This is a genomic window from Bifidobacterium sp. B4142 (assembly GCF_026537325.1).
Lineage (GTDB): Bacteria > Actinomycetota > Actinomycetes > Actinomycetales > Bifidobacteriaceae > Bombiscardovia.
Genome location: NZ_JAFNMJ010000001.1, coordinates 1 through 24,754 on the forward strand (window position 1 = coordinate 1; position 24,754 = coordinate 24,754).

At 57.9% G+C, this 24,754-nt stretch carries 23 protein-coding genes and 2 pseudogenes; 17 read left to right on the plus strand and 8 right to left on the minus strand.

The genetic code is table 11. The annotated features are described in order from the left end of the window. A pseudogene (locus J3U06_RS00005) lies at positions 1 to 85 on the plus strand (carbohydrate ABC transporter permease); the annotation flags it as partial. 85 nt (positions 86 to 170) lie between these two features. Here J3U06_RS00005 and J3U06_RS00010 read toward each other — a convergent pair. Beyond that, complete coding sequence (locus J3U06_RS00010) at positions 171 to 1,229, minus strand: LacI family DNA-binding transcriptional regulator (RefSeq protein ID WP_324123880.1); 1,059 nt, start codon at positions 1,227 to 1,229, stop codon at positions 171 to 173. 167 nt (positions 1,230 to 1,396) lie between these two features. Beyond that, the gene (locus tag J3U06_RS00015; protein ID WP_267399143.1) at positions 1,397 to 3,268 is read right to left on the minus strand and encodes a PfkB family carbohydrate kinase; all 1,872 of its coding nucleotides are present in this window, start codon (positions 3,266 to 3,268) and stop codon (positions 1,397 to 1,399) included. Between the two features lie 250 nt (positions 3,269 to 3,518). On the opposite strand from J3U06_RS00015, the pseudogene J3U06_RS00020 reads away from it, so the two are divergent. The 13 genes and pseudogenes from J3U06_RS00020 to J3U06_RS00080 all read left to right on the plus strand — a co-directional run. Beyond that, positions 3,519 to 4,169 (plus strand): annotated as a pseudogene (locus tag J3U06_RS00020) (ECF transporter S component); the annotation flags it as partial. Positions 4,170 to 4,315: 146 nt separating this feature from the next. Further along, positions 4,316 to 5,134, plus strand: coding sequence for an energy-coupling factor transporter transmembrane component T (locus J3U06_RS00025; protein WP_267399146.1), 819 nt, complete (start codon positions 4,316 to 4,318; stop codon positions 5,132 to 5,134). After that, positions 5,131 to 5,979 (plus strand): energy-coupling factor ABC transporter ATP-binding protein, encoded by an 849-nt coding sequence (locus tag J3U06_RS00030; RefSeq protein ID WP_267443940.1) that lies wholly within the window; start codon positions 5,131 to 5,133, stop codon positions 5,977 to 5,979. Before J3U06_RS00025 ends, J3U06_RS00030 begins: the two co-directional genes overlap by 4 nt. After that, positions 5,976 to 6,833 (plus strand): energy-coupling factor ABC transporter ATP-binding protein, encoded by an 858-nt coding sequence (locus J3U06_RS00035; RefSeq protein ID WP_267443941.1) that lies wholly within the window; start codon positions 5,976 to 5,978, stop codon positions 6,831 to 6,833. The genes J3U06_RS00030 and J3U06_RS00035 overlap by 4 nt, the downstream gene beginning before the upstream one ends. Continuing rightward, positions 6,830 to 7,753: a nucleoside hydrolase gene (locus J3U06_RS00040; RefSeq protein ID WP_267399149.1), complete on the plus strand. Its 924-nt coding sequence runs from the start codon at positions 6,830 to 6,832 to the stop codon at positions 7,751 to 7,753. The genes J3U06_RS00035 and J3U06_RS00040 overlap by 4 nt, the downstream gene beginning before the upstream one ends. 40 nt (positions 7,754 to 7,793) lie before the next feature. Beyond that, positions 7,794 to 9,242 (plus strand): MFS transporter, encoded by a 1,449-nt coding sequence (locus J3U06_RS00045; RefSeq protein ID WP_267443942.1) that lies wholly within the window; start codon positions 7,794 to 7,796, stop codon positions 9,240 to 9,242. Between the two features lie 592 nt (positions 9,243 to 9,834). Continuing rightward, entirely contained in the window at positions 9,835 to 10,782 is a 948-nt protein-coding gene (locus tag J3U06_RS00050; RefSeq protein ID WP_267443943.1) for a nucleoside hydrolase, read from the plus strand. Positions 10,783 to 10,799: 17 nt separating this feature from the next. Then, positions 10,800 to 11,480 carry an ECF transporter S component gene (locus J3U06_RS00055; protein WP_267443944.1) on the plus strand — a complete coding sequence of 227 codons (681 nt, stop codon included), beginning with the start codon at positions 10,800 to 10,802 and terminating at the stop codon, positions 11,478 to 11,480. Between the two features lie 5 nt (positions 11,481 to 11,485). Continuing rightward, positions 11,486 to 12,244 (plus strand): energy-coupling factor transporter transmembrane component T family protein, encoded by a 759-nt coding sequence (locus tag J3U06_RS00060; protein ID WP_267443945.1) that lies wholly within the window; start codon positions 11,486 to 11,488, stop codon positions 12,242 to 12,244. Beyond that, a complete protein-coding gene (locus J3U06_RS00065) occupies positions 12,232 to 13,095 on the plus strand; it encodes an energy-coupling factor ABC transporter ATP-binding protein (RefSeq protein ID WP_267443946.1) in 864 nt (287 codons plus the stop codon). The genes J3U06_RS00060 and J3U06_RS00065 overlap by 13 nt, the downstream gene beginning before the upstream one ends. Before the next feature lie 3 nt (positions 13,096 to 13,098). Continuing rightward, positions 13,099 to 13,917: an energy-coupling factor ABC transporter ATP-binding protein gene (locus J3U06_RS00070; RefSeq protein ID WP_267443947.1), complete on the plus strand. Its 819-nt coding sequence runs from the start codon at positions 13,099 to 13,101 to the stop codon at positions 13,915 to 13,917. A 387-nt stretch (positions 13,918 to 14,304) separates the two neighbouring features. Further along, entirely contained in the window at positions 14,305 to 15,921 is a 1,617-nt protein-coding gene (locus J3U06_RS00075; protein WP_267443948.1) for an anthranilate synthase component I family protein, read from the plus strand. Next, positions 15,902 to 16,477, plus strand: coding sequence for an anthranilate synthase component II (locus tag J3U06_RS00080; RefSeq protein ID WP_267399156.1), 576 nt, complete (start codon positions 15,902 to 15,904; stop codon positions 16,475 to 16,477). The genes J3U06_RS00075 and J3U06_RS00080 overlap by 20 nt, the downstream gene beginning before the upstream one ends. 236 nt (positions 16,478 to 16,713) lie before the next feature. On the opposite strand, the gene J3U06_RS00085 is transcribed toward J3U06_RS00080, so the two are convergent. From J3U06_RS00085 to J3U06_RS00110, 6 genes are all read right to left on the minus strand, one after another. Then, on the minus strand, positions 16,714 to 17,685 hold the full coding sequence (locus tag J3U06_RS00085; protein ID WP_267399157.1) for a siderophore-interacting protein: 972 nt from the start codon (positions 17,683 to 17,685) through the stop codon (positions 16,714 to 16,716). Positions 17,686 to 17,872: 187 nt separating this feature from the next. Next, positions 17,873 to 18,736, minus strand: a complete 864-nt coding sequence (locus J3U06_RS00090; RefSeq protein ID WP_267443949.1) for an ABC transporter ATP-binding protein — start codon at positions 18,734 to 18,736, stop codon at positions 17,873 to 17,875. 5 nt (positions 18,737 to 18,741) lie between these two features. Then, the gene (locus tag J3U06_RS00095; RefSeq protein WP_267443950.1) at positions 18,742 to 19,758 is read right to left on the minus strand and encodes a FecCD family ABC transporter permease; all 1,017 of its coding nucleotides are present in this window, start codon (positions 19,756 to 19,758) and stop codon (positions 18,742 to 18,744) included. A gap of 44 nt (positions 19,759 to 19,802) precedes the next feature. Then, a complete protein-coding gene (locus tag J3U06_RS00100; protein ID WP_267399160.1) occupies positions 19,803 to 20,444 on the minus strand; it encodes a FecCD family ABC transporter permease in 642 nt (213 codons plus the stop codon). Continuing rightward, positions 20,396 to 20,785 (minus strand): iron chelate uptake ABC transporter family permease subunit, encoded by a 390-nt coding sequence (locus tag J3U06_RS00105; RefSeq protein WP_267443951.1) that lies wholly within the window; start codon positions 20,783 to 20,785, stop codon positions 20,396 to 20,398. Before J3U06_RS00105 ends, J3U06_RS00100 begins: the two co-directional genes overlap by 49 nt. Before the next feature lie 88 nt (positions 20,786 to 20,873). Continuing rightward, entirely contained in the window at positions 20,874 to 21,884 is a 1,011-nt protein-coding gene (locus J3U06_RS00110; RefSeq protein WP_267443952.1) for an iron-siderophore ABC transporter substrate-binding protein, read from the minus strand. Positions 21,885 to 22,331: 447 nt separating this feature from the next. On the opposite strand from J3U06_RS00110, the gene J3U06_RS00115 reads away from it, so the two are divergent. The 3 genes from J3U06_RS00115 to J3U06_RS00125 are packed head-to-tail and all read left to right on the plus strand — an operon-like array spanning position 22,332 to position 24,686. Continuing rightward, complete coding sequence (locus J3U06_RS00115) at positions 22,332 to 23,027, plus strand: lantibiotic protection ABC transporter ATP-binding protein (protein WP_267443953.1); 696 nt, start codon at positions 22,332 to 22,334, stop codon at positions 23,025 to 23,027. Continuing rightward, positions 23,024 to 23,860 carry a hypothetical protein gene (locus J3U06_RS00120; RefSeq protein WP_267443954.1) on the plus strand — a complete coding sequence of 279 codons (837 nt, stop codon included), beginning with the start codon at positions 23,024 to 23,026 and terminating at the stop codon, positions 23,858 to 23,860. Before J3U06_RS00115 ends, J3U06_RS00120 begins: the two co-directional genes overlap by 4 nt. Position 23,861: 1 nt before the next feature. Then, positions 23,862 to 24,686, plus strand: coding sequence for an ABC transporter permease (locus J3U06_RS00125; RefSeq protein ID WP_267443955.1), 825 nt, complete (start codon positions 23,862 to 23,864; stop codon positions 24,684 to 24,686). Positions 24,687 to 24,754: the final 68 nt, after the last annotated feature.

The window sequence follows — 24,754 nt, forward strand, 5'->3', positions numbered from 1 at the left end:
CACCATCATCCCCCTGGTCATCGCCTTCCTCCTCCTGCAGAAATACTGGCAATCCGGCCTCGCCGCAGGAGCCGTCAAAGAATAAACCAAAAATTCTATGGAATCGTTATATTGGATTCGTCACATGTAATCGTGCATCAATAGGGTGGACTGGAATGCTTGTCTGCCTGCTATTGGACGGTGGTGTGACGTTCAACCAGCCGATAGCCAGTTGTTAGTACGTGGACTTTTTCGCTGGAACCTTCGATGCGTGCGATGAGTTGTTGGACCGCTAGTTGGGCGTATTGCATGACATGAGGGTCAACCGTGCTCAGTGGCGGCGAGGAGTAATGGGACTCGCGTGTATTGTCAAAACCGATTACCTGTATTTGTTCCGGTACGGAAATATGGTGTTTGGACAAAGTAGACAGGGCGCCCAGCGCTAAGGCATCGTTGGCGCATATAATGCCTGACGGCATATCTCCTGTTTGTAGCAGCATCTCTGTAGCTCTTTCGCCTTCTGCTTCGATCAATTTACGGACGGGACGAATAATCGTCCAATCAGGTTGTATAGCGTGATCTTGCAGGGCTAATAGATATCCGTGCAGTCTCATATCTGTGTTTCTATCCCGCGTATGACGAAGTCGTTGGGGTATCGGATCAGGATCTTTGGCATCCTGTTCGTATGTTTCGAAAGATGCGCCAATCATTCCTACATGGCCATCAGAATGTTCGATAAGCCAATTCGTGGCGTAACGTGATGCGTCAACATTGGGCATCATAACTGCATCCAATTCACCGTCGCCCAAATAGTCGCCTGCCAATACGACAGGATAGTCCTGCTTAAGGTGACGGATGCGTCGCAAAATAGTGGCATCAGCGAAGAAAATCCACCCATCTGCGTTGAGTTGGTAGGTTTCTTTGATGGTCTCTTCAAAATTGTCGCCGAATACGCTTACGACCAGGCCGTACCCTTCTTGATGGGCATATTGTGCTACACAGTCACAGAATAAACTGCAGAACGGCTGATCAAACCGAGGAACAGTGATGCCGATCATCCGGCTATGCCCCGTTCTCAGCATCTGAGCGGGCCGATTGGAATGATATCCCAAGGTAGTTATGACAGACTGCACCCTTTTCTTGGTTTGTTCGCTCATTCGACCGGTTCCGTTAATTACATTGGAAACTGTCTGTTGAGATACCTGTGCTTTGTGAGCTACTTCGCGGATAGTCACCCGGTGCTTCGTCACTTCGTCTTCTCCCTACATGGTTGATGATTCGGTGATACTTCCACATTATCTAGAAAGTTCTTGAGGCGAATGATGTGTTGTTCAGAGTATAAGCACACGGGTTTTGTGTTCAAGGACAAAGCGCATTGCGGCAGATAATCTGACCGTCGTACTCGCGTCTGGACTGCTCAATCGATCAGGCCCTCGAGCTGGCGGCGGTTGATCAGAGAGGGAATGACGCCTTCGCGGGCGACGCTGAAGCCGGCGGCCAGATTGGCGATATGGGCGGCTTTGTCCAGGGAACATCCGTTGCACAGATAGGAGGCCAGAGCACTGATGAAGGCATCGCTGGCGCCGGTGTCGTCGATTGCTCGGGTTTCGTGGGCTGGGAAGTCCTTGTGTCCGCTGGCAGTGACCAGGGTGCAGCCGTGCTCGCCCAGGGTGATGATAACCTTGCCCACCCCGCCGTCGATGAACTGTTTCGCCTTATCAACCACGGGTTCTGGTCCATGTATCAGGGTGTTCAACTCGTTGAAATTCGGGATCAGGATGTCGATCGAAGACAGGAGGTCCTCGGGCAGGTGGTCGCAGGATGATGGCTTGACGATGGTGACAGCCTGGTGGCGCTTGGCTGTTCTGCAGGCCTCGGCGACAGTATCCATGGGGATCTCTGTCTGGATCAGGCAGTAGCCGGTGTTTCTGAAGATCTGGTCACGCTCGGTGATGTCACCCGGGGTCAGGGATTCGTTGGCGCCCGCCACCAAGGAGATCATCGACTCGCCCTTGCTGTCGACAAAGATGTAGGCTTTGCCCGTGTCCGCCCCGCTGATTCTGCGCACACCAGTGGTATCCACGTGGGCTTGCCTCATAGCTTTGTAAATGTAGTCTGCAGCGGGATCACTGCCGACATTGCCAATAAGGGAAACTTGATGCCGCAGCCTGGCCACGCCTACCGCCTGGTTGGTGGCCTTGCCCCCCGGTGTAGAGGCGAAATTTCTGGTCGTGGTGGTCATGCCCGCCTTAGGCAGACTAGGAGCGGTCAGGTAGGTGTCCACGTTGATGCTGCCCACCACCACGATCTTCTTGCATCGCTGGTCCGGGGGTCGGCCAATAGTCTTCTCGCCGTCCAGGGCAAAAACATGCTCGAAGGTCTCGCTCGAATCAGACTCATGCTCGATGGCGCGGATGATCCGTCGACACAGATAGGCGCCGAAATCGGCATTGCGCATGACGTAGGACGATATCTCTGGGCTGCCTGGGTAGCGCAGATGCACGTTGGTGTCGTTCATCAGGGAGACCAGGGAGAGATCCTGGGGCAGGTGGTAATGCATGGATTCAGCGAACTGGAGGAATTCCAGGGCATGGTGGTAGTGGGATGCCACGATTCCGGTGACGTGCCGGTTCTCCAGGACTTGGGTCAGGTCCTCGCCGATGGTTTCCAGGACCATGTCGGTGTGGTACTGGAGGTTATGGTCGAACAAGCAGCGTCGGTAGCCGTGCAGGAAGCTCTGGGTCCGCCTGCCTGGCGAGAGCAGGCAAGCGATGCTGGTGTGGTGGCGATTGATCAGCTCTTCAGTAAGACTGTAAGCAGCCTCCTCGTAGGGCATGAGCGCGGCCCGATCGTCCCCCAGGGGTCCAATGGTGAGTTCGGGGATCCTGCGTTCCTCGATTTTGCTTTTCAAGGCCAAGCTTGCGCGGTCGATCGGCTCCCATACCATGCCATCCACTCGATGTTCCAGAGCGGCCAGGATGTTTCGTTCCTCCTGGTCGTGATCGCCGTAGCTGTTGAAGACCAGGGTGCCGTACCCCGACTTTTGTGCCTGCTGGATGATCCCATCCAAGGTGGAATCCATGGAGATGGATGAGCTCAGCAGGACTCCGATTCTCCAGGTGGTGGTGTTGGGCTTGGAGGATCCGTAGGGCGTGTAGTGGTACTTCCTGACCAGTTCAAGGACCCTGTCGCGCGTGGCGGCGGTAATGCTCGCGTCCCTGTGATTTACGATCTTGGAGACCGTCGATGTGGATACGCCGGCAAGCTCAGCAATGTCCTTGATATTCATGGGGTTCCTGCCCTCCTCATCTCTGATGCTCCGGCGAATGGCTTCGTTGGCCTGTTGGGTCTAGCGAATCAAGCTTACCTGAGAGATCGTCGTCAGAGGTTTCGCATTTGACACCCCATGCAGCTGTTGATAGTCTCTGTCAATGAAAGTTGTTTACGAAAGTGGTTTCTCAAAGCGGTGATGCGGATCTGGCTGTGAGCGACGGCCGTCTGCAGAAATCGACATTCAAGGACCAAAGGCGGTACGAATTATGAGCGCGCGATCGTTGTGGAGAGGAATCACTGCTCAATTCTCGACAAAATCCTTGGTGCTGATACCCATTGCGGTGGGCATCAACCTCATCGGTGGGAGCCTGAGCTCCACCCTCAAACTGCCGCTCTTCCTGGATATGATTGGCACCACGGTTATCGCCTGCCTGTCCGGGCCTTGGGTGGCTGCCCTGTGCGGACTGCTGACTAATGTCTTCCTCGCCTTGGTAGCTAATCCGGTTTACCTGCCCTATGCGCTCTCCAGCGTTTTGTGCGGCCTGGTGATCGGATACATGGTCAAGGCCGGGCTCTTCAAACGGATATGGGGAGTCGTCCTGGTCTGGCTGGCCTGCGCCCTGGTCAACACGGTAACCGCCTCTCTGATCACCGTGCTCGTCTACGGGGGCGCCACCGGAGTCAATGGCACTTCGGTCCTCACAGCTGCGCTGGTGGTGGCTGTGAAGAACATCGTCATTTCAGTGCTCTCCTCCTCCATGCTGGAGAATCTGATCGACAAGGGCATCACCGTCCTGATCGCTTATGTGATTGTGCGTCGAATCCCCAAGCGCTTCCTGAGCCAGTACGCCTTGGACGGCAGCGATGACCAGTCCGATCTGGACGATTTGGATGACTTGGATGAGGATGAAGACGAGGATGAACGCGAAGCGACTGGAGCGTCCAGTCTGGCGAGTTCAGCACGGCCGGGGAAGATCGACGGCGCAGCAGAAGCTGATGGTGGCACATCGACAGGCGACTCAGTGGCCTTGGACTATGAACGCACCCAAAGGTCTGAACGCTGATGCCTGGTCCTGCATCGAACGGGATTCCTGATTCTCCCCTGGCCCGCATGCATCCCATGGCCAAGATTGCTGGAGTGTGTTCCTTGGGCCTTGCGACTTTGGTTTGGCCGGACTTTACCATGGGTCTGGGAATCGTCGTCATACTTTTCGTAGCAGCGGCTCTGGCCCGGGTGCTCAGGCCCTTCACTGGGGTTATGTTTGGGTTCGGCATTCCCATCACGCTCATGCTGCTGTTTATTCAGGGATGCTACAGCCCAAAAAACACCAAGGTCATTCTTGATCTGGGATTTGCCGAGCTGGGTCTTGAAGGCAGCCTCTACGCAGCCAAAATCGTAGTAACCCTTTTGGTTTTCCTAGGGTCTTTCTATCTGACCAATAAAACTACCTACATGGGTCGCCTGGTTGCGGCTCTGACACAAATAGGCGTGCCATCCAAGATCGGCTACCTGATCCTGGCCAGTCTGAATGTGGTTCCCCAGATGCAGCGCAGGATTGCGGTCATCGAGCAGTCGCAGCACGCGCGTGGCTTGGAGACCGGCGGCGGCTTGATTTCCCGGACGCGGGCCTTCCTGCCCCTGCTCGGACCGGTTGTTCTTTCCTCCCTGACGGATTCGCAGGAGCGCGGGATGACCTTGGAGACCCGCGGATTCGGTATCCGTAGGGTGCGGCAGACCAGCTATCTTGAGGTGGTTTGGCGGCGCAGCGACACCGTGATGACCATCCTGTTCACCGTTTTTCTGGTGCTTGCCCTGGTGCTCGGCTGCCTTTCTCGCACAGGTCTGGTCACCTTCGCAATCCAGTGGGGAGGTCGGGCATGACCGAGGTCATACGAGTGGAGGACTTCTCTTTCAGATACCGTGATGCCAATCGGACCGCTTTGAAGCGGGTGAGCTTCAGCGTGGAGCAGGGCAGCTTCTTCTGCATCGTCGGAGCCAACGGATCGGGAAAGTCGACCCTGTGCAACGCCCTGGTCGGTCTGATTCCTCACTATTTCGTAGGTAAATCCAAGGGGAGTGTCCAGATCGAGGACATCGACGTAGCTGCTTCGAGCATTGCCGATCTGTCCAGACATGTGGGCTTGGTCTTTCAGAACCCCTTCAATCAGCTCTCCTATACGGCCGGGACCGTAGCCGAGGAACTGGCCTTCGGGCTGGGCAACCATGGGGTTCCACGTGAAACCATGCATGCCAAGGTGGCTCGGGTGGCGGCCCTTATGCATATCGAGGATCTGCTCGACAAGAACCCTCTGGAACTCTCCGGTGGACAGGTGCAGCGGGTGGCCTTGGGCTCGACCTTGATCATGGAACCGGACATCCTGGTTCTGGATGAATGCACAGCCCAGCTGGACCCGCTAGGCAGCGAGGAGATCTTCGACATTGTCAAGCGGCTCAACCAGGAGGGGATCACCGTAGTCATGGTCGATCACGATATGGAGCGGGTCGCTCGATGCGCCGATCAGGTCATGGTTCTGGGGGCAGGCCGGGTTCGCTCCATAGGTACTCCCGGGGAGGTCTTCACTGATCCCGAGACCGCGAAGTGGGGGATTGACATACCGGATTACGTCAAACTCGGCAGGGGTTTGCAGGACGCTGGATTCGACCTGCCGGATCTGCCCGTACGCGAGGACCAGGCGGTACGCATGATTCGGGAGGCGTTGCGGTGAAGATCGATCTGGAGCATCTGGAGTACGTCTACCCGCATGGCCATCGTGCCCTGGACGGAGTGAATCTGACCCTCGAAGGTGATCAGCCTGTAGCGCTGATCGGTCAGAACGGCGCTGGCAAGACCACCCTGGCCAAACATCTGAACGGCATCCTTAGACCAACCAAGGGTCGCATCTTGATTGACGGCGTCGATCTGGCTACAGCGAACACGGCCCAGTGGGCCCGGAAGGTGGGGTACGTCTTTCAGAATCCCGACGATCAGCTCTTTCTGGACAGTGTGCGCAAGGAATTCGCGTTCGGTCCCCGGCAGCTTGGTTTCGATCAGGATCTGATAGCGCGACGTATGGAGCAGGTTGCTGGGTTGGTGGGTCTGGCGGACCGGTTGGACGATCATCCTTTCGATCTGAGCCCTACCGAGAAGAAATTCTGTGCCATCGGCTCCGTCCTCATGATGGATACGGGTACCGTAGTCTTCGACGAGCCCACATGCGGACAGGACAAGGCGGGCGATGATCGGCTGGCGGCCATCATCGCCCGTCTTCGGGGCCAAGGCAGACTCTGCATCACCATTTCCCACGACATGAAGTTTGTCGCCCGCAACTTCCCCAGGGTTGTGCTCATGCAGCATGGCCGGGTCCTGCTGGATGGCAGTCGCGAGGAGGTCTTCGCCCGGGACGATGTGCTTGAGCAGGCCTATGTGACGCCTCCGCCCATCACTCGGGTGGCCCGGCAAATCGGCTTGGATGGCCCGGTCTTCACCGTCTCTGCCTTTGTCGATGCAGCCTGGCGGGCCAAATCGGGGAGCAGGAATTTGAGTTTGGATACGACAAGAGCAAAAGGAGTGAAGCAATGACCAGACCACTGATCATCGACACGGACCCTGGCATCGATGATGCTGCGGCCATTACGATGCTGGTCGACGAGCCCAGCTTCGACATCAGGCTGATAGCCTCGGTGTCAGGCAATGTGGGCATCGGCCACACCACCAACAATGCCCTGAAGCTGCTGACCTTCCTGGGCAGGCGCATCCCCGTGGCCCGTGGCGCTGCGGCCCCGCTCATGCGTGACAACAGGTTCGCCACCGAAGCCCATGGCAAGTCAGGGATGGGGTCATTCGTCTTCCCTGAGCCTGACGCCAGCCTGCTGACCGAGAACAATGCGGTCCTGGAGGAGCGGCGGGTGCTTCTGGAGAGCGATGAGCCAGTCACCATCCTGACCCTGGGCCCTCTGACCAACATCGCCCTGCTGCTGGCCACCTTCCCGGAGGTCAAGGACCACATCGACCGGATCGTCATGATGGGAGGTTCCACCGGGCGCGGCAACATCGGAGTCTATGGCGAGTTCAACATCTCCGTCGATCCTGAAGCTGCCAAGATGGTCTTCCGCAGCGGGCTGCCTGTGACCATGGTTGGTCTGGACATCGGTCGCAAGGCCCATCTGGTCGCCGGAGATCTGGACGATCTGGACGCAGCCGGCGAAGTGGGCGGCATGGTCGCATCCCTCTTCCGGTCGTACGACGGTGGACACATCGAAGAGGGGATCAAGATGTACGACCCTTCGGCCGCCATGGTCCTGCTCCAGCCAGACCTGTTCACCATGCGCGAGGCCTTAGTAGACGTCGAAATCTCCAGCCCGCTCACCCTGGGCGCCACGGTGGTCGATTACGACGGCATCTTGAGCGACAAGGCCAACGCCAGCGTCTGCGTGGACGTGGATGTGGACGGATTCCGCTCCGCCTTTGTCGACAGGGTCGGCCGAGTTCGCCGTCAGTAGCTTCCGCATTGAGAAGAACCGAAAGGAAATTAAAGAAAAAATGAGCGAGTCAACTGTCTCCGAGGAGCAGAAGAACGGTATACCCGTTCCCGAGGAGGGGACTCCGGAGTTCGCGAAAATGAACAAGATGGCCCGAGTGGCCATCCCGGTGGTCCTGATCATCTTCACCCTGGGCGTGCTTCAGCAGCAGGCCTTCGGCATGATCTACGTGAACATCGGCAAGCAGCTGAACCAGACTAATCTGGCTCCGCTGATCACCTCGCTGCCGGGCATCATTCTGGGAATCGTCTGCGTCATCTACGGCTCCCTGGGCGATTTTGTCTCCCTGAAGAAGATGATGATCCTGGGTACGATCGTCTTCGTGCTGGGTTCGATTCTGGGGTGCTTCGGCACCTTCAGCATCTGGATCGTCATCGCGGCCCGCGTGGTGCAGTCGGCCGGCTGGCAGGTCTCCGGCTCCATCTTCCTGGTTCTGGTCTCCAAGTACGTGGAGAAGAAAAAGCGCGTCATCTGGTACGGCGTCTTTGTAGCGGTCTTCCGCTTCGCTGCCGCCCTGGGAGTCTTCCTTGCTGGCTACATGACCCTGCTTGACTGGCGCTGGCTCTTCGGCGTGGGCGTTGTGGCCGTCTTCTTCATTCCCGTTCTGGCCAAGAACCTGCCCGACCAGCATGCAGCTGGCGTCAAGATCGACGGAATCGGTTTTACGCTGATCGGACTGTTCGCCGCTTCGGTGACCATGTTCTTCACGGACATCAACTGGGGTTGGGGCATTGCCTGCATCGTGACCCTGGTGGCTTTCCTGGTCTATGTCAACAAGGCCAGCAATCCCTTCATCACTCCGAAGATGCTGACCAACCCGGCCTTCGCCATGACTATGACCGTCATCTTCGTCGGCTACTTCTTCAGCTACACCCTGAACGCGGGCGTCAATGCCATTGGTCTGAACGTGTACGGCATCGACTCCTCTAAGGTTTCCAACCTGCTGGTCTGGTCCATCATCCTGGCTGGCATCATGGGATTTGCTGCCGGTCCGATCATCCAGAAGATCGGACGCAAGGCTTCGGTCATCCTGGCTCTGGCCTGCATGGGCGGCGGCCTGATCGCCATCGCCTTCCTGATCCCCGCCGGCAAGATCTGGGCCCTGGCTGTGGCGCCCTGCATCTACTACTTCGGCACCTCCTTCTTCTACCAGCCCATCGTTGACACCGCGACCCTGACCGTGGCTCCTGAGGAGTCCGGCCGTGTGCTCGGCTTCAATGACCTGCTCCAGGCCATCACCGGCTCTATTGGCGTCGCCCTCTTCGGCCAGCTCATGGCCAACGGATCCATGGGTTCGGGCAGCTTGGCCGGCACTGCGCAAGGTCTGGCATCGACCTACGCCAACGTCTTCATGATCGGCGGCGTGATCATCCTGCTGGGCTTGGTGCTCTTCATCTGCTCAATGAAGATGATCTATAGCCACTCCCGCGTGGCCGCGGACGAGGATTGATCCCTCGAGCTGCTGATTGAGAGAGCCGGGTCTGGGGTTTGCCCCCCTGGGCCTGGCCTTTGTCGATATGGTGCAGAATCGAAGAAGATTCAACAAGGCGCATCGGCGGTTATCGATTAACGGCTCAAGCGGACTTGCCAGAAAGGACTGGCGATTGCTGAGTATGTAGTCGCAATCGTGTATAACGGTCTCATGGGACAGTCAGGCATGGCGGTGCCGACGGCACTATTTGACAAGGGCATTCGGTCCTTTGCCATGCCCTCCCATAATCAATTGAAAAAGCTGACGGACCATGGTCAAAGGGCCACGGACGGTCTTGCACAGAGGCTGCATCTGCATACCCCGGTCCATCATCATCACCATCATCATTTTGCCAGCCATATGGCTGTCCTGGAGCCTGCACATATCTGAATCTGAGGCCTGAATCTGAATGGCGGCTTCCGATTAACCGCAAAGGCCAAGCACCAGAACCATCACAGTCAGCAGTAAGAGCAGAATCCTTTATCTATCCGGCAGAATACAGGCTTCAGGCAGGTCCTGAACACGAAAGGAGAGACAGGCACATGAACGATACCGAAGGTTGGCGGACCAGATGAGCCCTGAACCGATCATTATCGATTGCGATCCCGGCTGCGATGATGCTCTGGCCATCATCCTCGCCTTGCATTCGCAGGAGTGCGACCTTAAGGCCCTATGCACGGTGGCGGGCAATGGGGCGATTGACAATACCACGCGCAATGCCTTGAACATTCTTGCCTTGTGTGATCGGTCGGACATCCCGGTATATCGGGGCTGCTCAAGGGCTTTGGACGATAGGCAGCCCGCGACCGTCGAGGCTTTCGGGGATGACGGATTGGGTGGGTATGCCCAGTCCATTGCCTCCGACAGCCATGAGCAGCCAAAAGATGCTGTCGCTTCTCTGGTGGAATATGTCAACAGCCATCCTGGTGAGATAACGCTCTTTGCTACAGGGCCCTGCACTAATATCGCCTGTGCCATCCGCAGCAGCGCCGAATTTGCCTCCAACCTCAAGCGCCTCATCATCATGGGCGGTGCGAAATATACAGGGAATGTAAGTCCTGTGGCGGAATACAATTTCTGGGCCGACCCGCAAGCAGCCCATGAAGTTCTGCAGGCAGGGACCGCGGATGTGACTGTAATCGGCCTTGACGTCACCAATAAGATTGCGCTCACCTGCGAGATGCGGGAGAGAATCCGTCTGGTCGGCACCAGATTGTCCCGGTTCCTGTATGACATCACCCGCGAGGGCTTGGATGATAACTGGCGGTCCAGGCATAAGGCTGTGGCGCCCATGCATGACGTGCTGACGGTCGCCTATATGCTTGATCCAAGCATACTTGAAGTAAGGCCGGCGAATATCGATGTCGTTGTCGATGGTTTGGCCAGAGGACAGTCGATTACCGATATCGATGGGCATTGGCATGAAGGTGAATGCAACGCGGGATATGCGGCCAGCGTTGATGCCGACCGGTTCTATCGTCTGCTGTTCACCACGATTTTTGACGAAGAGATTGAGTAAGCGAGGAAGGGAAAATTATGAAGAAAGCCAACAAGCGAAGCAAATTATCCTTGATGGTCCTGCTGCTGATACCAGTGGCCATCGCCATCAATATCGTCGGCGGCCAGCTTACTTCGGTGCTGAAGCTGCCACTGGACATGGATACCATCGGCGTCATACTGGTGGGGGCTCTGGTCGGGCCTATTCCAGCTGCAATAACGGGAGTCCTGACCAATCTGATAAACGGGATTTTCGATCCCACCCTGATCCCTTATGCAATCTGCGCCTTCTTCATCGGGCTGGCTGCCGGTCTTCTGGCCAAGTACAACATGATGACCAAGGTATGGAAGCTGATTGTTTCAGGCATCGTTCTCGGACTTGTCGGCACTATCACGGCTACGCCCATCACTGTCTTCTTCTTTGGCGGCGCATCAGGAGGTGGCGCCTCCATGATCGCTGCTGGGCTTATGGCGACTGGGCAGAAAATACTGACATCCGTATTGTCCGTATACATCGTCACCGAAAGCGCCGGTAAGATTCTATCGGTCTTCATCGCCTGGCTGATCGTCAAGGCTATTCCGGCCCGTTCCCTGATCAAGTATCCCTTTGGCGACAAATACATAAAGAAGAAGGTTGCAAAGACCATTGGGCAGGGGCCTTCCCAGGATTCCGCTGCTGATGCGCCTGCTTCCGCTGGTCTGCCGTCTTCGGAGGACTGAGTTGCATGCCTGGTCATAACGTCATTGCCAATCTGTATCCGCTTACGAAGTTTTACATGGCTGTGGTGCTCATGGCTGTGTCTTTCATGCTGCCAGGAATAGCGAGCAAGCTCATCTGCTTCTTGTTCATCAATGCTCTGGCAGCCGCGAGCGGAGTCTGGTCTGTTTTCATCAGAAGGGAGCTGGAAACGGTGGGCGTGCTTTTCCTCATCCTCTTTGTCATTCAAACGCTTTTCTACCCGGATGCAAGACGCATACTGTTCACCTTCTGGATCTTCAGCGTAAAGTACGAGGGCATCATGTTCGCCTTGAACCTGGGACTCATGCTCCTGTGCGCCGGTGGAAGCCTGATATGGTTCTTTGCCGTCACCAAGCAGAAGGATTTTGTGCTTTCTCTTGAAAAGGCGGGAATGAGTCCAAAGGCTTCCTACGTGGTGCTTTCCACCTTGCAGATAGTGCCAGTGCTCAGGAGGAAATCCAAGACCATCATGAATGCTCAGAGGGCCCGAGGAGTCGAGACTGAAGGCGGTGTGTTGACCCGCGCCAAGGTGTTTCTCCCGACCATGATTCCGCTGGTCCTCAGCTCGATCGCCGGTACTGAGGAACGCGCGCTCACGCTGGAGGCACGGGGGTTCTCGTCGAGCAGGACTCCTACTCATCTGGAGGACATTAAAGCCACTCCTGCAGATAAGGTGGCAGTGATCCTTATTACGGTTGCATTCGTCGCATTGATCGCCGGAAGGATGGCGCTTTGGCTTATATAGAACTCAAGGATGTGACCTATACCTACCCCTTGGCCGACCGCCCGAGTCTGAGCCATGTTGATCTGAAGATTGAAAAGGGCAGGTTCTATGCGGTCATCGGCGCGAACGGCTCCGGCAAGACCACGCTGTGCAACTTGATTCGTGGGTTCATTCCAGAGTTCTACCAGGGTGAGCTGCTTGGAGAAGTTATTTTCGATGGCAAGCCCTTGTCTGAGTATGACAGTGGAGACCTGGCCTGGCGCATCGGGTATATATTCCAGAATCCCTTCAATCAGATCACGGGGGCTCGTGACACCGTATTCGCAGAGATCGCCTACGGCTTGGAAAACATGGGACTGCCTGTCTGCCAAATCCGGGAACGCGTGAACTCGGTCATGGAGACCACTGGCATCGCCGATCTCAAAGATAAAAACCCCTTTGAGCTTTCCGGAGGCCAGCAGCAGAGGGTTGCCTTCGCCTCTGTGCTGGTTCTGGAGCCTGATGTTTTCGTGATCGATGAGCCGACTTCGCAGTTGGACCCCCGTGAGACCAAGCGTGTGTTTGACATCATCGACGGAATGAAGGCGATGGGGAAAACCATCATACTGGTCGAGCACAAGATGGAACTGGTCGCCAGATACTGCGACGAGGTCATAGTCCTGTCCAATGGCAAATTGGTATGCACTGGTGAAAAGCATGACATCCTGTCGCGTGTCGAACTGCTTGACGACGGTGTGATGTTGCCGCAAGCGGTTCTCCTGGCGGATACTCTGCGCAAGCAAGGCAGGCCAATCCAGGGCAATCCGATCACGTTGTCGGAAATACTGCCCCTGCTGTCCAAGCAAATCGGCTTTGCCGGAAAGGAGGGCTGAGCATTGCCCATTATTGAATTCCGAAATGTGACATTCGCCTATCCCAATGGGTACTCGGCTGTCGAGAACCTCAGCTTCTCCGTGGAAGCAGGTGCCAGGATCGCGATCCTAGGGCAGAACGGAGCCGGGAAGACTACCACAGTCAAAATGATGGACGGCCTCCTGCGCCCCTCATCCGGGAAGGTGCTGATTGACGGGGAAGATACCAGGGAGCACACTACGGCCCAGATGTCCAAAATCGCCGGGTACGTCTTTCAGAATCCCGATGATCAGATCTTCCACAACACTGTTGGCGAGGAGATAGCCTTCGGTCCGAAAATGCTCAAGCTTGATGCGGATACGGTGGAGGAGCAGAGCAAATGGGCCGCGACCATATGCGGGTTGGACGGGCAGATGGAAGAGAACCCCTATGATCTACCCCTGTCGGCCAGAAAGATCGTGACCATTGCCTCCGTTCTTGCCATGCGCACGAGAATCGTGATTTTAGATGAGCCTACCGCAGGGCAGGATTATCGGGGCCTGAACAGACTCGGTGCCATTCTGGAGGAATTGACCAATCGCGGTGTGACAGTGATCACCATTACCCATGACATGCAATTTGCAGCCGAGCATTTCAGCACCTTCTTCGTCATGGCGCATAAGAAGCTGCTGAGGACAGGTACGGCTAAGGAGATATTCCAGGATCAGGCCCTGCTTGATGAAAGCATGCTTGAGCGGCCTTTTGCCAGCGAGCTTGCCTTGCAGCTCGGTCTTGGAGCGGACATTTGTACTCGGGAAGAGCTGGCAAAGCGTCTGCTGGCTGGCGGTGGCATGAAACCGTAGGCGACTGAATTTTGGCTGTAGCCGCACTTATGCCGACCTGTCGCTTTCAGGGCGAGTTCCATCGATGTGGACAGATTGTGTCCGAATTATGGATAATAGTTGGTCGTATGCATATGGGTGCTCTAGCATCGTGGCCATGGAGAAAACGACATCACTGAAGCCTTGGCTGCCCAAGGGTGTCTTTTTCTATGTCGATGCCCGATGGCGTTGATGTTTTAGCCGGTTCTTCTTCTGATTCATATATTTACCTCAGTGTTTGAGGTTGCTCTTTTATCATCTGCGGACATGCTGCCATAGGAAATCCATATCCATGGCGTACTGAATTGGCACCAGGTGGGGTTTTGTTGCCGTTTTCAATCCGCAGTATTTGACCTAGGACGTGCCCTAATGACTATCAACGTAACTATGGAATCTCGCCGGTTCTCCAGCGACCTCGATGCCCTGGCCATCTACAGGCGGCTGTGCACCAGTTATCGGGAGGATCAGCTCTTCCTTCTGGAGTCTTTGAGCGGCCCCGATAAGGACCGGAATCGCTCAGTTATCGGGTTCGAGCCCCTGCTGACCCTGAGCGTGACGGACCATGTCATGACCATTGATCCTTCGGGCAATGCTCAGCTGACTGGGATGCTGGAGCCCTTTGGCCGGACTGAGCAGGGGGTGGTTCATCATCCGGCCCCCGACATCCAGGAGGTCTTTGCAGTGCTGCGGCGGCTGGAATCCTCCTTTGTCATCAGCGGCGACCACGAAGGCCCCTTCGGGATGGGCTGGTTTGGCTACTTCGGGTATGACACCATCTTCATGATCGAGGATCTGGAGGAGCGCATACCTAGGGACGCGGCCTTGCCAGTCATCTCGTTGACGCTTTATCGGGGAATCATCACTTTGGATCTGAAGGCCGGCGACCACTGCGCCACTTTGATTCATGTCGAAGGGGATACTGCCGAGTGTGACATTCCAGAGCGAGGATCTTCTGTATGGTCTGATGCACAGGCCCGGAATGCGGCAATGGAGAGCGATGAACCCGGGCATGGATCCGCGTCCTTGGAAAATGTCCTGGGGTTGCTCCAATCCGACGCATCGCCGGGGAAATCTCCTGAATCGGATGCTGCCCAGACCGGCATCCAGGGTGGCATTGGGCCGGACTATCCATACGAGGCCCGCGACACGATCGATCGGGACCGTTTCTATCAGTGGTTTGCCAAGGGCAAGGAGCACATAGCCCAGGGCGATGTCTATCAGCTCCAGCTCGGGCATGAGATCCAAGTGGATTCTCGTATCCCGCCCTTCCAGGTCTATCAGCGGTTGCGTCTGCAGGATCCGTCCCCCTATATGTACTACTTCGTGACTCCCCAGGGGGTGCATGTCATCGGCGCTAGCCCCGAGCTCTTTATCGGGCTGACTCCTGATGGTGACATAACCCTGCGGCCCATCGCCGGAACGGTCGGCAATCCCAGAGAGGGAGAGGCCCGCCAGGCGGCCATCAGGCAGCTGACTGGCGACTCCAAGGAACGGGCCGAGCACCTGATGCTGGTGGACCTGGGCCGCAACGACGTAGCCAGGTGCTGCACTCCTGAATCCTTGGAGGTGGACCGGCTGATGACTATCGAGGTCTACTCCCACGTCATTCACATGGTCTCGGATGTGGTCGGCCGGATCCGGCCTGGCTTGGACAAGTACGATGTCTTCTCGGCCGCCTTCCCTGCCGGCACCATGACGGGTACCCCCAAGGTGCGCGCCGTGGAGATCATTGAGGAGACCGAGGTCAGTTCGCGCGGGGTATATGCCGGAGCTGTGGGCTTCCTCGGATTTGACGGTCAGGTCCTGACCGCACTGTGCATACGGACAGCCTCCTACCATTCCGGCAGCTATCACCTGCGCGCCTCGGCCGGGATCGTCGAGGACTCCCAGCCTGAGAGCGAGTGGCAGGAGACCATGAAGAAAATGAGTTCGGCCTACCTGGCCATTACCGGAAAGGAGCTGGCCCATGAAAGTCTTGCTGGTTGATGCCTTCGACAGTTTCGTCTACGTGGTCAAGAATTACGTGGACTTGTTGGGCGCCGATACGACCATCGTCCGGGTGAACCATCTTGCGCACGTGGATCCGCTCGCCTTTGATGCAGTCATTCTGGGCCCCGGACCAGGGCGCCCGGAGGACTGCGGTTACCTAGAGCTTCTTGACCAGGTGGCAGGACGGAAGCCGGTCTTCGGCATCTGTCTGGGCATGCAGGCCATCGCGGTACACGCTGGAGCCCGTGTGGTCAGGGCCTCCAGTCGTCAGCATGGCAAGGTGAGCGGGATAAGCAACGACGGGAAAGGCTGCTTCAAGGGTCTGCCTGATACCTTCGATGTGACTAGATACCATTCCCTGGTTGCTGACGAGGCCTCGGTCAGTCAGGTCGCCGATCTGGAGATCAGCGCGCGCTCGCTTCTGGATGGCTATGTGATGGGTCTGAGGCGGGACAGGTCGCTCATGGAGGGCGTCCAGTTCCACCCCGAGAGCATCGGCAGTCAGTATGGTCACCAGGTGATCGCTAATTTCTTCCAGGAGTATTGCGGCTGATTTGACAGGGACTGTTTCATCAGGACCGAACCGGGTTGTTTTCTCCCGCAATCCGCCATTCAGCAAGCAAGGCCAGTGACCTCTCTGCGTAAGTCCGGCAAGATGCTGCGGCGGAGTCGATTCGGCAGCTCATGACTTGATGCTCACACGGTCAGGGAAACTTGTGCGACCGCTCTCTAAACTCACAGGTCAGGGAGGACAAAGGTGGATAGCCGCCCGAGTGTGAGGTTCGGCGGTCAGGACATCTCGCTGCGGCCCTGGCGCCAATAACCCATGAAAGAGACGTTGCGCCGGTCCATTCCTCGGTCTCTGACCAGCATGCGTCTCAGCTCGCGGACGGTGGCCGCCTCTCCGGCGATCCAGGCGTACAGGTCGTCGGCCCGAATGGAGGTATCGGCTTGGGCGGCATCGGCAGTCTCCCAGAGCAATTCTTTGTCGATATCGACCTCTGTGAATTCCTTGGAGGATTCAGCGGCTGCGGCCGTAGGCGGATGGATTGGCAGGTCCTCCAGTAGGTTGCGCATGGCTTCAGTGAGGGCGTGCCCATGCCCGGATTCGTCGCAGGTCGTCCAAATTATGCGGATTCCTTCATGCTCGGGCAGTGGAAGACGATCCTCTTCGGTCGGGACTTCAATCACTGCCGCCCCCTCTCCCTGCCAGTGGTCACGGATCAGGCTGTCCATTATGGCGGCGATGGCTGGTACCGCTGTCTCGTCGCCCACCAGGAGGAGATGTCTGGATTGGCCTGGGTGAAAGTCCATCCCAGCGACCGGTCCCCCGGCCTGTGAATTGGGGCCGATGATGATGGTCTGGTCGCCAGGTTTTGCAGCCTCTGCAAAGGCTCCAGCCGGTCCGGCATGGTCGTGGATGACGAAGTCTACATCGATTTGCTCGCTCTCGGGTCTGACCTCGCGAACCGTATAGGTGCGCAGGGGATTGCGGCGCTCTGCGGGCAGGGTCCTCCACTTTCGGTACCAAGCAAGCGGATCTTCAGGGGTCGCCTCGAAGAAGGAAGGGGACGGCACGGATCCGTCGGGAAGGGGCAGAAGGATTTTGATTCGCTCATCGTAGCCAGCGTCTGCAAAAATCCTCAGATCCGGTCCTTGGAAGACGATCCGCTTGAAGTGTGGCGAGAGCGTTTCCGCTCTAGCTACGGAGACACGGAAGGGGATCAAGGGTACAGGATGATTGTTGGCTTGGTGTTCCATGGCTGGTTCTCTTTCGGTTGGGATTTATGGGTTGGCCTTGGTGTCGGGTTGTCGTCGTTCAGGTTGTAGCGGTTTGAGACTTTGTGGTTTAAGGCTTTGCGGTTTGGGACGTCGGGGTAAGCGATGTGGGGGCGGGACGAGGGGCTTTACATCTTCGGATTGTTTGGTGTCGTCCTGCCGAGTCATCTCAGTGTACGTGTGCATTACAAGCCCCGCCAGAGTGAGCTGAAAGACTATGGAGGGGCGCTGGTGTCATCAACGGGGTGCCGGTGGATTCATCCTTCACCATGGTGGATGCGATGTCGAATACTTCCGTGACCAGGCTCTCGGTCATGACCTCGTCTGGAGCGCCCAAAGCGATTCTCCTGCCATCCTTGATGGCCAGGATCCAATCCGAATATCTGGCGGCCATGTTCAGGTCGTGGAGAACCATGACCACCGTGACGCCCTCCTGCCTGTTCAGGGTGCTCAGCAAGTCAAGTACCTCAAGCTGGTAGGCGATGTCGAGATAAGTGGTCGGTTCGTCTAGAAGGAGTATGTTGGTCTGCTGGGCGAGGGTCAAGGCAATCCAGGCGCGCTGGCGTTGGCCTCCGGACAGGCGGTCGATTGGGCACCCCGCCATATCGGTCAGTCCGGTCAGGGCGAGGGCCCGTTCCACCGCCTTTTCGTCCTTGGTCGTCCACCGCTCGACGAAGTGGTGGTGGGGGTATCGGCCGCGAGCGACCAGGTCGGCGATGGTGATGCCTGCGGGTGCCGACGGGTTCTGCGGCAGTAACCCCAGAATCGTTGCAACCTTGCGGGTGGGCATGCTGGTGATGGGTTCTCCGTCCAGCATGACGGTCCCCGAGGCTGGTTTCAGTATCCTGGCCATGGCCTTGAGGAAGGTTGATTTTCCGCACCCGTTGGGTCCGATGATGGACCCCATCGTGTGTGGGGGTATATCCAGACTCAGGTCCTCGATGACCGTACGTCCGCCATAGGTGAGGCGAAGGTGCGAGGCGGTCAGCCTATGCGTGCTGCTCCAAGCGTCGTATGCCGGAGATGATGTCATGATGGTCAGAGCTCCTGTCTGCGGGTCATGAGGACCATGATCAGGATGAAGACGGGTCCGCCCACAATGCTGGTGATGATGCCGACCGGCACCTGGGTTGTGGGCAGATGTTGGGCGACGATGTCCGACCCCAGAACCAGGCAACCTCCCACCAAGGCCGACTGGATAAGGGCCGATGCTCCCCGCCCAACCAGGACTGCGGCGATTGGGCCGGAGAGGAACGAAACAAAGGAGATGGGACCGGTGGTCGCCGTTGCGACAGCCAGGAGCAGCACACCCACGATAATCACCTCGAACTGGACACGGCTTACCCTGACTCCCAGTCCGGCGGCCATCTCCGGTCCCAGCTGCAGTGTGCTGACATTCCTGTCGAGTGCCAGCAGGAGCATGGCGCCGACCAGGGTTGTTGTTGCCAATATGGGTAGATCAGACCACTGGGCATCGGCCAGGCTGCCCGTCAACCATCGGGTTGCTGCCTGGATGTCCCATTGGTTGCTGCGAACCATCAGCCAGGAACCCAGAGCATTGAACCCTGCGGCCACTCCGATTCCGATCAGTATCAGCCGGGTCGGGTCGAACGAACCGCGCCAGGCCAGGGCCATGACCAGGAGGGCTGTCAGGAGACCGCCCATGACCGCCAGGCAGGCCAGGGGCATGCCCGACAGACCCAATACGACAATGCCGAAGATGGCGGCCGTGTTGGCTCCTGCCGTGATGCCGATGATATCCGGGCTGGCCATCATGTTGCGCAGGAGGTGTTGGAAACCAATTCCGGCCATGCCGAATGCGATGCCGGCGGCGCAGCCGATCAGTGCTCTGGGCATGCGGAGTTGGAGAATTACGAACCTGGTCCCTTCGTCTCCCTGCCCCAGAAGTGCTCCAATCAGGTCGTTCATGGAGTATGTGCGGTGCCCGAGAACCAGGTCAGACAGCGCGAGAGCAACCAGGAGCATCACAAGCAGGATGGTGACTGCCAGTGAACGAACGGTATGGGTCCGTCGTATCCGTTGCAGGTCGGTCATCGCATCGGGTCTATGCGAGTCATGAAGAAGGCAAGCATCCATGCCTATACCTCCGCGGTTCTTCTGCGCCCGGCCAGAATCACGAATACGGGAGCCCCAATCAGTGCCGTGACGATGCCGACCTCCACATCGGATGGACGGGTGATTATCCTGCCCACCACGTCGGCGCCAACCACCAGAAGGGGGCCGATGAGGATGCTCAGGGCCATGATCCGCCTGTAGTCGGGTCCTATGAGCAGTCGTGCCACATGGGGGACCACCAACCCGACGAAGCCAATCGGACCCGCCAGTGCCGTACAGGAGGCGCAGAGGAGTATCGCCGCAAGCCAGGCCAGGCTGCGGACACGTCCGACGTGCATACCCAGTCCTTCGGCCATCTGATCACCCAGGGTCAAGGCGTTGATTCCGGGCGTCAGGCAGAAGGCGAGTATCAGTCCAAGAGCGAGAAGAGGCAGGACCGGCATCATGAGGTCGAACCGGGCGCCGGAGATTCCGCCCACCTGCCAGAAGCGATAAGAGCTGATGACATTGACGCGCGGCAAAAGGATGGCGGAGGTAAGAGACCCCAGTACCGAACTGATCACGATACCGGCCAGGGTCAGCCGTAGCGGAGATGGACCGGATGGCCCCAGGGAGCCTATGGCCCAGACGACCAGTGCGGTCGTCGCACTGCCCAGCAGTCCCACCCAGACATACTCTGGGCCGGGGTCGATAGGGAGAAGAAGACTATGGAGCAGACGATCGCCAGGGCCGCCCCCGTATTGAAACCCAGAATCGACGGGTCCGCCAGTGGATTGCGTGATATGCCCTGCATCAGGGTCCCGGCCACCCCGAGCCCGGCACCGACCAGGAGGCCGAGGACGGTGCGGGGGATTCTCAGGCGGATGGCCGAGACTGCGATGTCATCCGAGGAGGCGGACAGTGCGTGGAGGATGTCGGAGGGGCTGACGGAACGGGATCCGAAAACCAGGGACAGGGCGCAGACCATGACCAGGCAGACCGCCAGAATCAGCCCGGACAAGACCATGGGTCCGTTTCCATTGCGATGCATGGTTGCTCGTCGACCGCATATATGCGCCACCTCTCCCTCTTTCATCCCCTCACCTGCGGCTTGATCAGACCTTGGCGGCAGCCTCGCCCAGGAGTTGGGCGTATGCGTCGGTCGTTTTCTGGATGGACAGGGCCGAGGGGTCAAGGGCATTGGCCATCTCGCTGTCATTGTCGATGACCACGACGGATCCGCGCTCAACTGCGGGAATCTTGGAGAGGAGGGGGTCCTTGCGCATCGCTTCAAGCAGGTCCGGGGTGCCGTAGGTAACGATGATGTCGACATCCTTGTACCTGTCGGCATGCTCGGAGGAGATCTCCTTGTAGAAGTTCTTGGTGCTCTTGGAGTCCTCCTTGATGGACTCCGGAGTCTCCATACCGAGGTCGTTCAGGAACTGAGGCCGGGCGTCGGAGGTGGTGTAGACGCTGAACTTAGAGAGCTTGGAGGCATCGAAATACATAACTGCCGCGGTCTTGCCCTTGATGGCCGGTTGGGTCTCTCCGGCCTTTGAGATGCGCTCCTCCAGGTCGGATATCAGCTGCTTGCCCTTTTCGGGTTCTCCGATGGCCTTGGCCGTGGACGTGATGACCTTGCGCCAGGGGTCGCCCCAGGCAACCTCTTGATAGGCGATTGTCGGCGCGATCTTGCTCAAGGTGTCATACTGTTTCTTGGTCATGCCGGAGAGCAGGCCGATGATCAGATCGGGCTTGGACGCGGCGATGGCCTCGACATCGATGCCGTCCGATTCGTCATGCAGCTTGGGGATATCCGCCTTGGCCACATGCATCTCATCCAGGGCATCCTTGGTCCAGGGCAGATACCCTCCATCCACGGTCTTGCCGAAGGAGTTTTTCTGGATGCTGACCGGCACGACCCCCAAAGCGATGAGGTTGTCGGGAGTGGCCCATCCGACGGTGGCGATGCGCTTGGGCTTGGAAGGGATCGAGGTGGTGCCGTAAACATGATCGATCTTGACGGGGAAGGAGCCCTGCCCTTCCGAGGCCTTTGACTGGCTGGACTGGTCTGTCTGCGAGCCCGATCCGCAGGCGCCCAGGAAGAAGAGGGCGCTTGCCAGCACCAGGATTACTGCGATAGCGCGCTTGAATCGAGCGAGGGAAAGAGTGGTCGAATGTGCATGTGGTTCCTTTGATCGTGCTGTCGAATTGGCATGGTGCACCAGAGCCAGCTACCAGATGTAGCATCGGCGCGACGGGAAGAAAAGAGTTGATTTCCCTGGTTGCGTGTGTTAAATGGCACACTGCGAAAACGATGAGAAAGCGAGGGTTGGGTCCAATCGGCCTCTCATGGCCTTCGGTGGAACCATCTAGCAAAGCCCTTGCTCTACGGATCCTGTCGGATATCAAGGTTCGGCAGACGCAGAATTTTGACTGTTCTAGGTCTCTCAGGACTTCGTCTTTCACGATGCCTTCCTTGGCAGCAGAAGGGCTCTGCTCGTTCCTTTATCTTTCTTTATTTTCGGTCTTTAGTCTGGCTCCTGCCACACGGAAATGAATAGGAGCTGACCATGCGTTACATATTGCGGACCGAGGGGCTGACCAAGGTCTTCGGCCACGGACAGCGGGCCGTCGATCAGGTGTCCCTGCATGTCCCCGAGGGCGGAGTCTACGGGCTCTTGGGGCCAAATGGGGCTGGTAAATCCACTACCTTGAAGATGGTCACAGGCATGCTGCACCCCACTGGCGGATCCATGATTCTTGACGGACATCCCTGGTCGCGCCGGGACCTCTACGACATCGGCGCCCTGATCGAGCAGCCGCCCATCTACCCCAATCTGACGGCCCGTCAGAACCTCAAGGTGCGCACAACCCTGTTTGGCCTGCCTGATGAGCGGATCGACCAGGCGCTCTCCATTGCCGGACTGAGCGACACAGGCTCCAAGAAAGCTGGGCAGTTCTCACTAGGCATGAAGCAGCGCCTGGGGATAGCCAACGCCATTCTGACCAAACCTCGTCTGCTGATCCTGGACGAGCCCACCAACGGGCTGGATCCGCTGGGCATCGAGGAGCTGAGGGGGATGATCCGCAGCTTCCCGCAGCAGGGGATGAGCGTGATCGTCTCAAGCCATATCCTCTCCGAGGTGTCGATCCTGGCGGATCATATCGGCATCATCGCGGACGGTCGCCTGGCCTACGAGAATGAGCTGCACGCCGGGGAGGACCTGGAGGGGCTGTTCATGGACGTGCTCAGGAGGTCACGATGAGCAACATGAATGCCAACCAATTCGTCCAGCAGGATACGGCTGAAAGAGTCAGAACCAGGGGCAACGGCATCCCCTTTGGCAGGATCCTGGCAGCGGAGATCATGAAGGGCCGGTCGGCTGCGCCCAGGCGGATGGCCTTGGCTTTCCCTCTGGTGCTCATTGTCATCGTGGCTTGCTTCGCGTTCGGGCTGCATGTCTGGATGCCCTCCTGGGTCAACTACTGGTATGTCCTGCTCCTCCCAGCCATGACTGCTCTGATAAGCGTCGCCGTGGCCAACATTGACAGCAAACAGCGGTGGAGGACCATTCTGGCCCTGCCTGCTGCGCCCGCTCTGATCTGGTGGGCCAAGATTGTCTACTGTCTGCTTCTGGTCGGCATCGCCACCCTGCTGGCTCTGGGTCTGTCAGCACTTATAGTCGCCGTTTCCGGGGTCGGGGGACCGTCTGTAGTCGACTTCGTAGTCAGTGCCCTGATGCTGGTCCTGGCCTGCTCCTGGATGATACCGGCGGGACTGGCGCTGACCGCCCGATTCGGCGTTCTGATCGGGTTCGGCCTGCCTTACATGGCGGACCTGCTGGTCTCGATCACCTTCTGGGGAAGTCAACGGCTATGGCCCTTCTTGCCGTCCGCCGCCATGATCAACCTGCCGGTGCCTTTCATGAAGGTCATGCCTGATGGCGTGCCCCTGGAGGCCGAAGACAACAGCCCGATCAAGGCTGCGCTGTCTGTCTTTGGCGGGCAGAGCCTGACGGCTTTGGTCGCCTGTCTGGTCTGGTTCCTGCTCCTGTCCGTCCTGACGGGAATCTGGTTCTCGCGGAAGGAGACCAACTGACATGACTGGAATGACAGTCGGCCGGGTCGCGGCCTCGGAAATCGTGCGATTGCATGGATCTGTGCTTATCGCCATCCATGTCGTCTGCGGACTGGCGGCTGGGTTCGTCTGTGGTGCCTACTTCGCTGCAACCCCCTATGATCCTGGTCTGGAGACCGATGCCTTCTTCCAGGTTCTGGGTGCCTTCATGCCCCTGATGGCCGCCATTGTTGTTGCCATAAACATCGAAACCGAGCGAGAGGCCGGCGACATGGCCAACCTTCTGGGGATTCCCAGCCGCCGTCTGGGCCTAGCAGCCAAGATCTTGGTGCTCTGGTTTCTGGGTCTGCTGGCTCTTGCCTTGGCGGCTCTGGCATACTGCCTACCCATGGCTCTGGTCGGCGGACTGGGCGCGCCAATCTCGGCTTTCGCGCTCGCCACCCTGGGCATGGCAGGTGGTTCCCTCTGCCTCTACCTTTTCTTCATCGCTCTGGCCCTGCGCTTCGGCAGAAACACGACCATCGCCATTGGGGTCCTCGGCACCGGAATATCCATCAGTTCCCTCGGTGGGCTCTTCAATGGCCTTTACGGCCGTACTTTATCCGGTGTCGAGAGCACTCCTGGAATCAGCCAGTGGATACCCTTCACCTGGCCTACCAGGTTCGGTTCCTTGGGGATCGAGCAGGCCCTGGCCTTGGCTATGCCGGGAGGGGAGGGTCTGCGTGCCTCAATCGGCGTGACGGCTCTGGACAATCTGGTCTCCTGCCTGGTCCTCACCCTGACCTTGGGCCTGGCCCTCCTGCTCTGGATCGGCAGGTTCGAGGATCGGCGCAAGGTCAGCGATTAGACTGGATTGCAGGGCATCCGGTCCGCGAGAAATCTGTCCTAGGAATCAGGCTTGCAAGACACCTGGCC

Bases quoted from the DNA above. Each gene is read 5' to 3' on its own strand.
- J3U06_RS00055 (WP_267443944.1), top strand. From the start codon at position 10,800: ATGAAGAAAGCCAACAAGCGAAGCAAATTATCCTTGATGGTCCTGCTG.
- J3U06_RS00025 (WP_267399146.1), top strand. From the start codon at position 4,316: ATGCCTGGTCCTGCATCGAACGGGATTCCTGATTCTCCCCTGGCCCGC.
- J3U06_RS00015 (WP_267399143.1), bottom strand. From the start codon at position 3,268: ATGAATATCAAGGACATTGCTGAGCTTGCCGGCGTATCCACATCGACG.
- J3U06_RS00075 (WP_267443948.1), top strand. From the start codon at position 14,305: ATGACTATCAACGTAACTATGGAATCTCGCCGGTTCTCCAGCGACCTC.
- J3U06_RS00090 (WP_267443949.1), bottom strand. From the start codon at position 18,736: ATGACATCATCTCCGGCATACGACGCTTGGAGCAGCACGCATAGGCTG.
- J3U06_RS00040 (WP_267399149.1), top strand. From the start codon at position 6,830: ATGACCAGACCACTGATCATCGACACGGACCCTGGCATCGATGATGCT.
- J3U06_RS00080 (WP_267399156.1), top strand. From the start codon at position 15,902: ATGAAAGTCTTGCTGGTTGATGCCTTCGACAGTTTCGTCTACGTGGTC.
- J3U06_RS00050 (WP_267443943.1), top strand. From the start codon at position 9,835: ATGAGCCCTGAACCGATCATTATCGATTGCGATCCCGGCTGCGATGAT.
- J3U06_RS00115 (WP_267443953.1), top strand. From the start codon at position 22,332: ATGCGTTACATATTGCGGACCGAGGGGCTGACCAAGGTCTTCGGCCAC.
- J3U06_RS00125 (WP_267443955.1), top strand. From the start codon at position 23,862: ATGACTGGAATGACAGTCGGCCGGGTCGCGGCCTCGGAAATCGTGCGA.
- J3U06_RS00095 (WP_267443950.1), bottom strand. From the start codon at position 19,758: ATGACCGACCTGCAACGGATACGACGGACCCATACCGTTCGTTCACTG.
- J3U06_RS00030 (WP_267443940.1), top strand. From the start codon at position 5,131: ATGACCGAGGTCATACGAGTGGAGGACTTCTCTTTCAGATACCGTGAT.
- J3U06_RS00045 (WP_267443942.1), top strand. From the start codon at position 7,794: ATGAGCGAGTCAACTGTCTCCGAGGAGCAGAAGAACGGTATACCCGTT.
- J3U06_RS00120 (WP_267443954.1), top strand. From the start codon at position 23,024: ATGAGCAACATGAATGCCAACCAATTCGTCCAGCAGGATACGGCTGAA.
- J3U06_RS00060 (WP_267443945.1), top strand. From the start codon at position 11,486: ATGCCTGGTCATAACGTCATTGCCAATCTGTATCCGCTTACGAAGTTT.
- J3U06_RS00085 (WP_267399157.1), bottom strand. From the start codon at position 17,685: ATGGAACACCAAGCCAACAATCATCCTGTACCCTTGATCCCCTTCCGT.
- J3U06_RS00105 (WP_267443951.1), bottom strand. From the start codon at position 20,785: ATGGTCTTGTCCGGGCTGATTCTGGCGGTCTGCCTGGTCATGGTCTGC.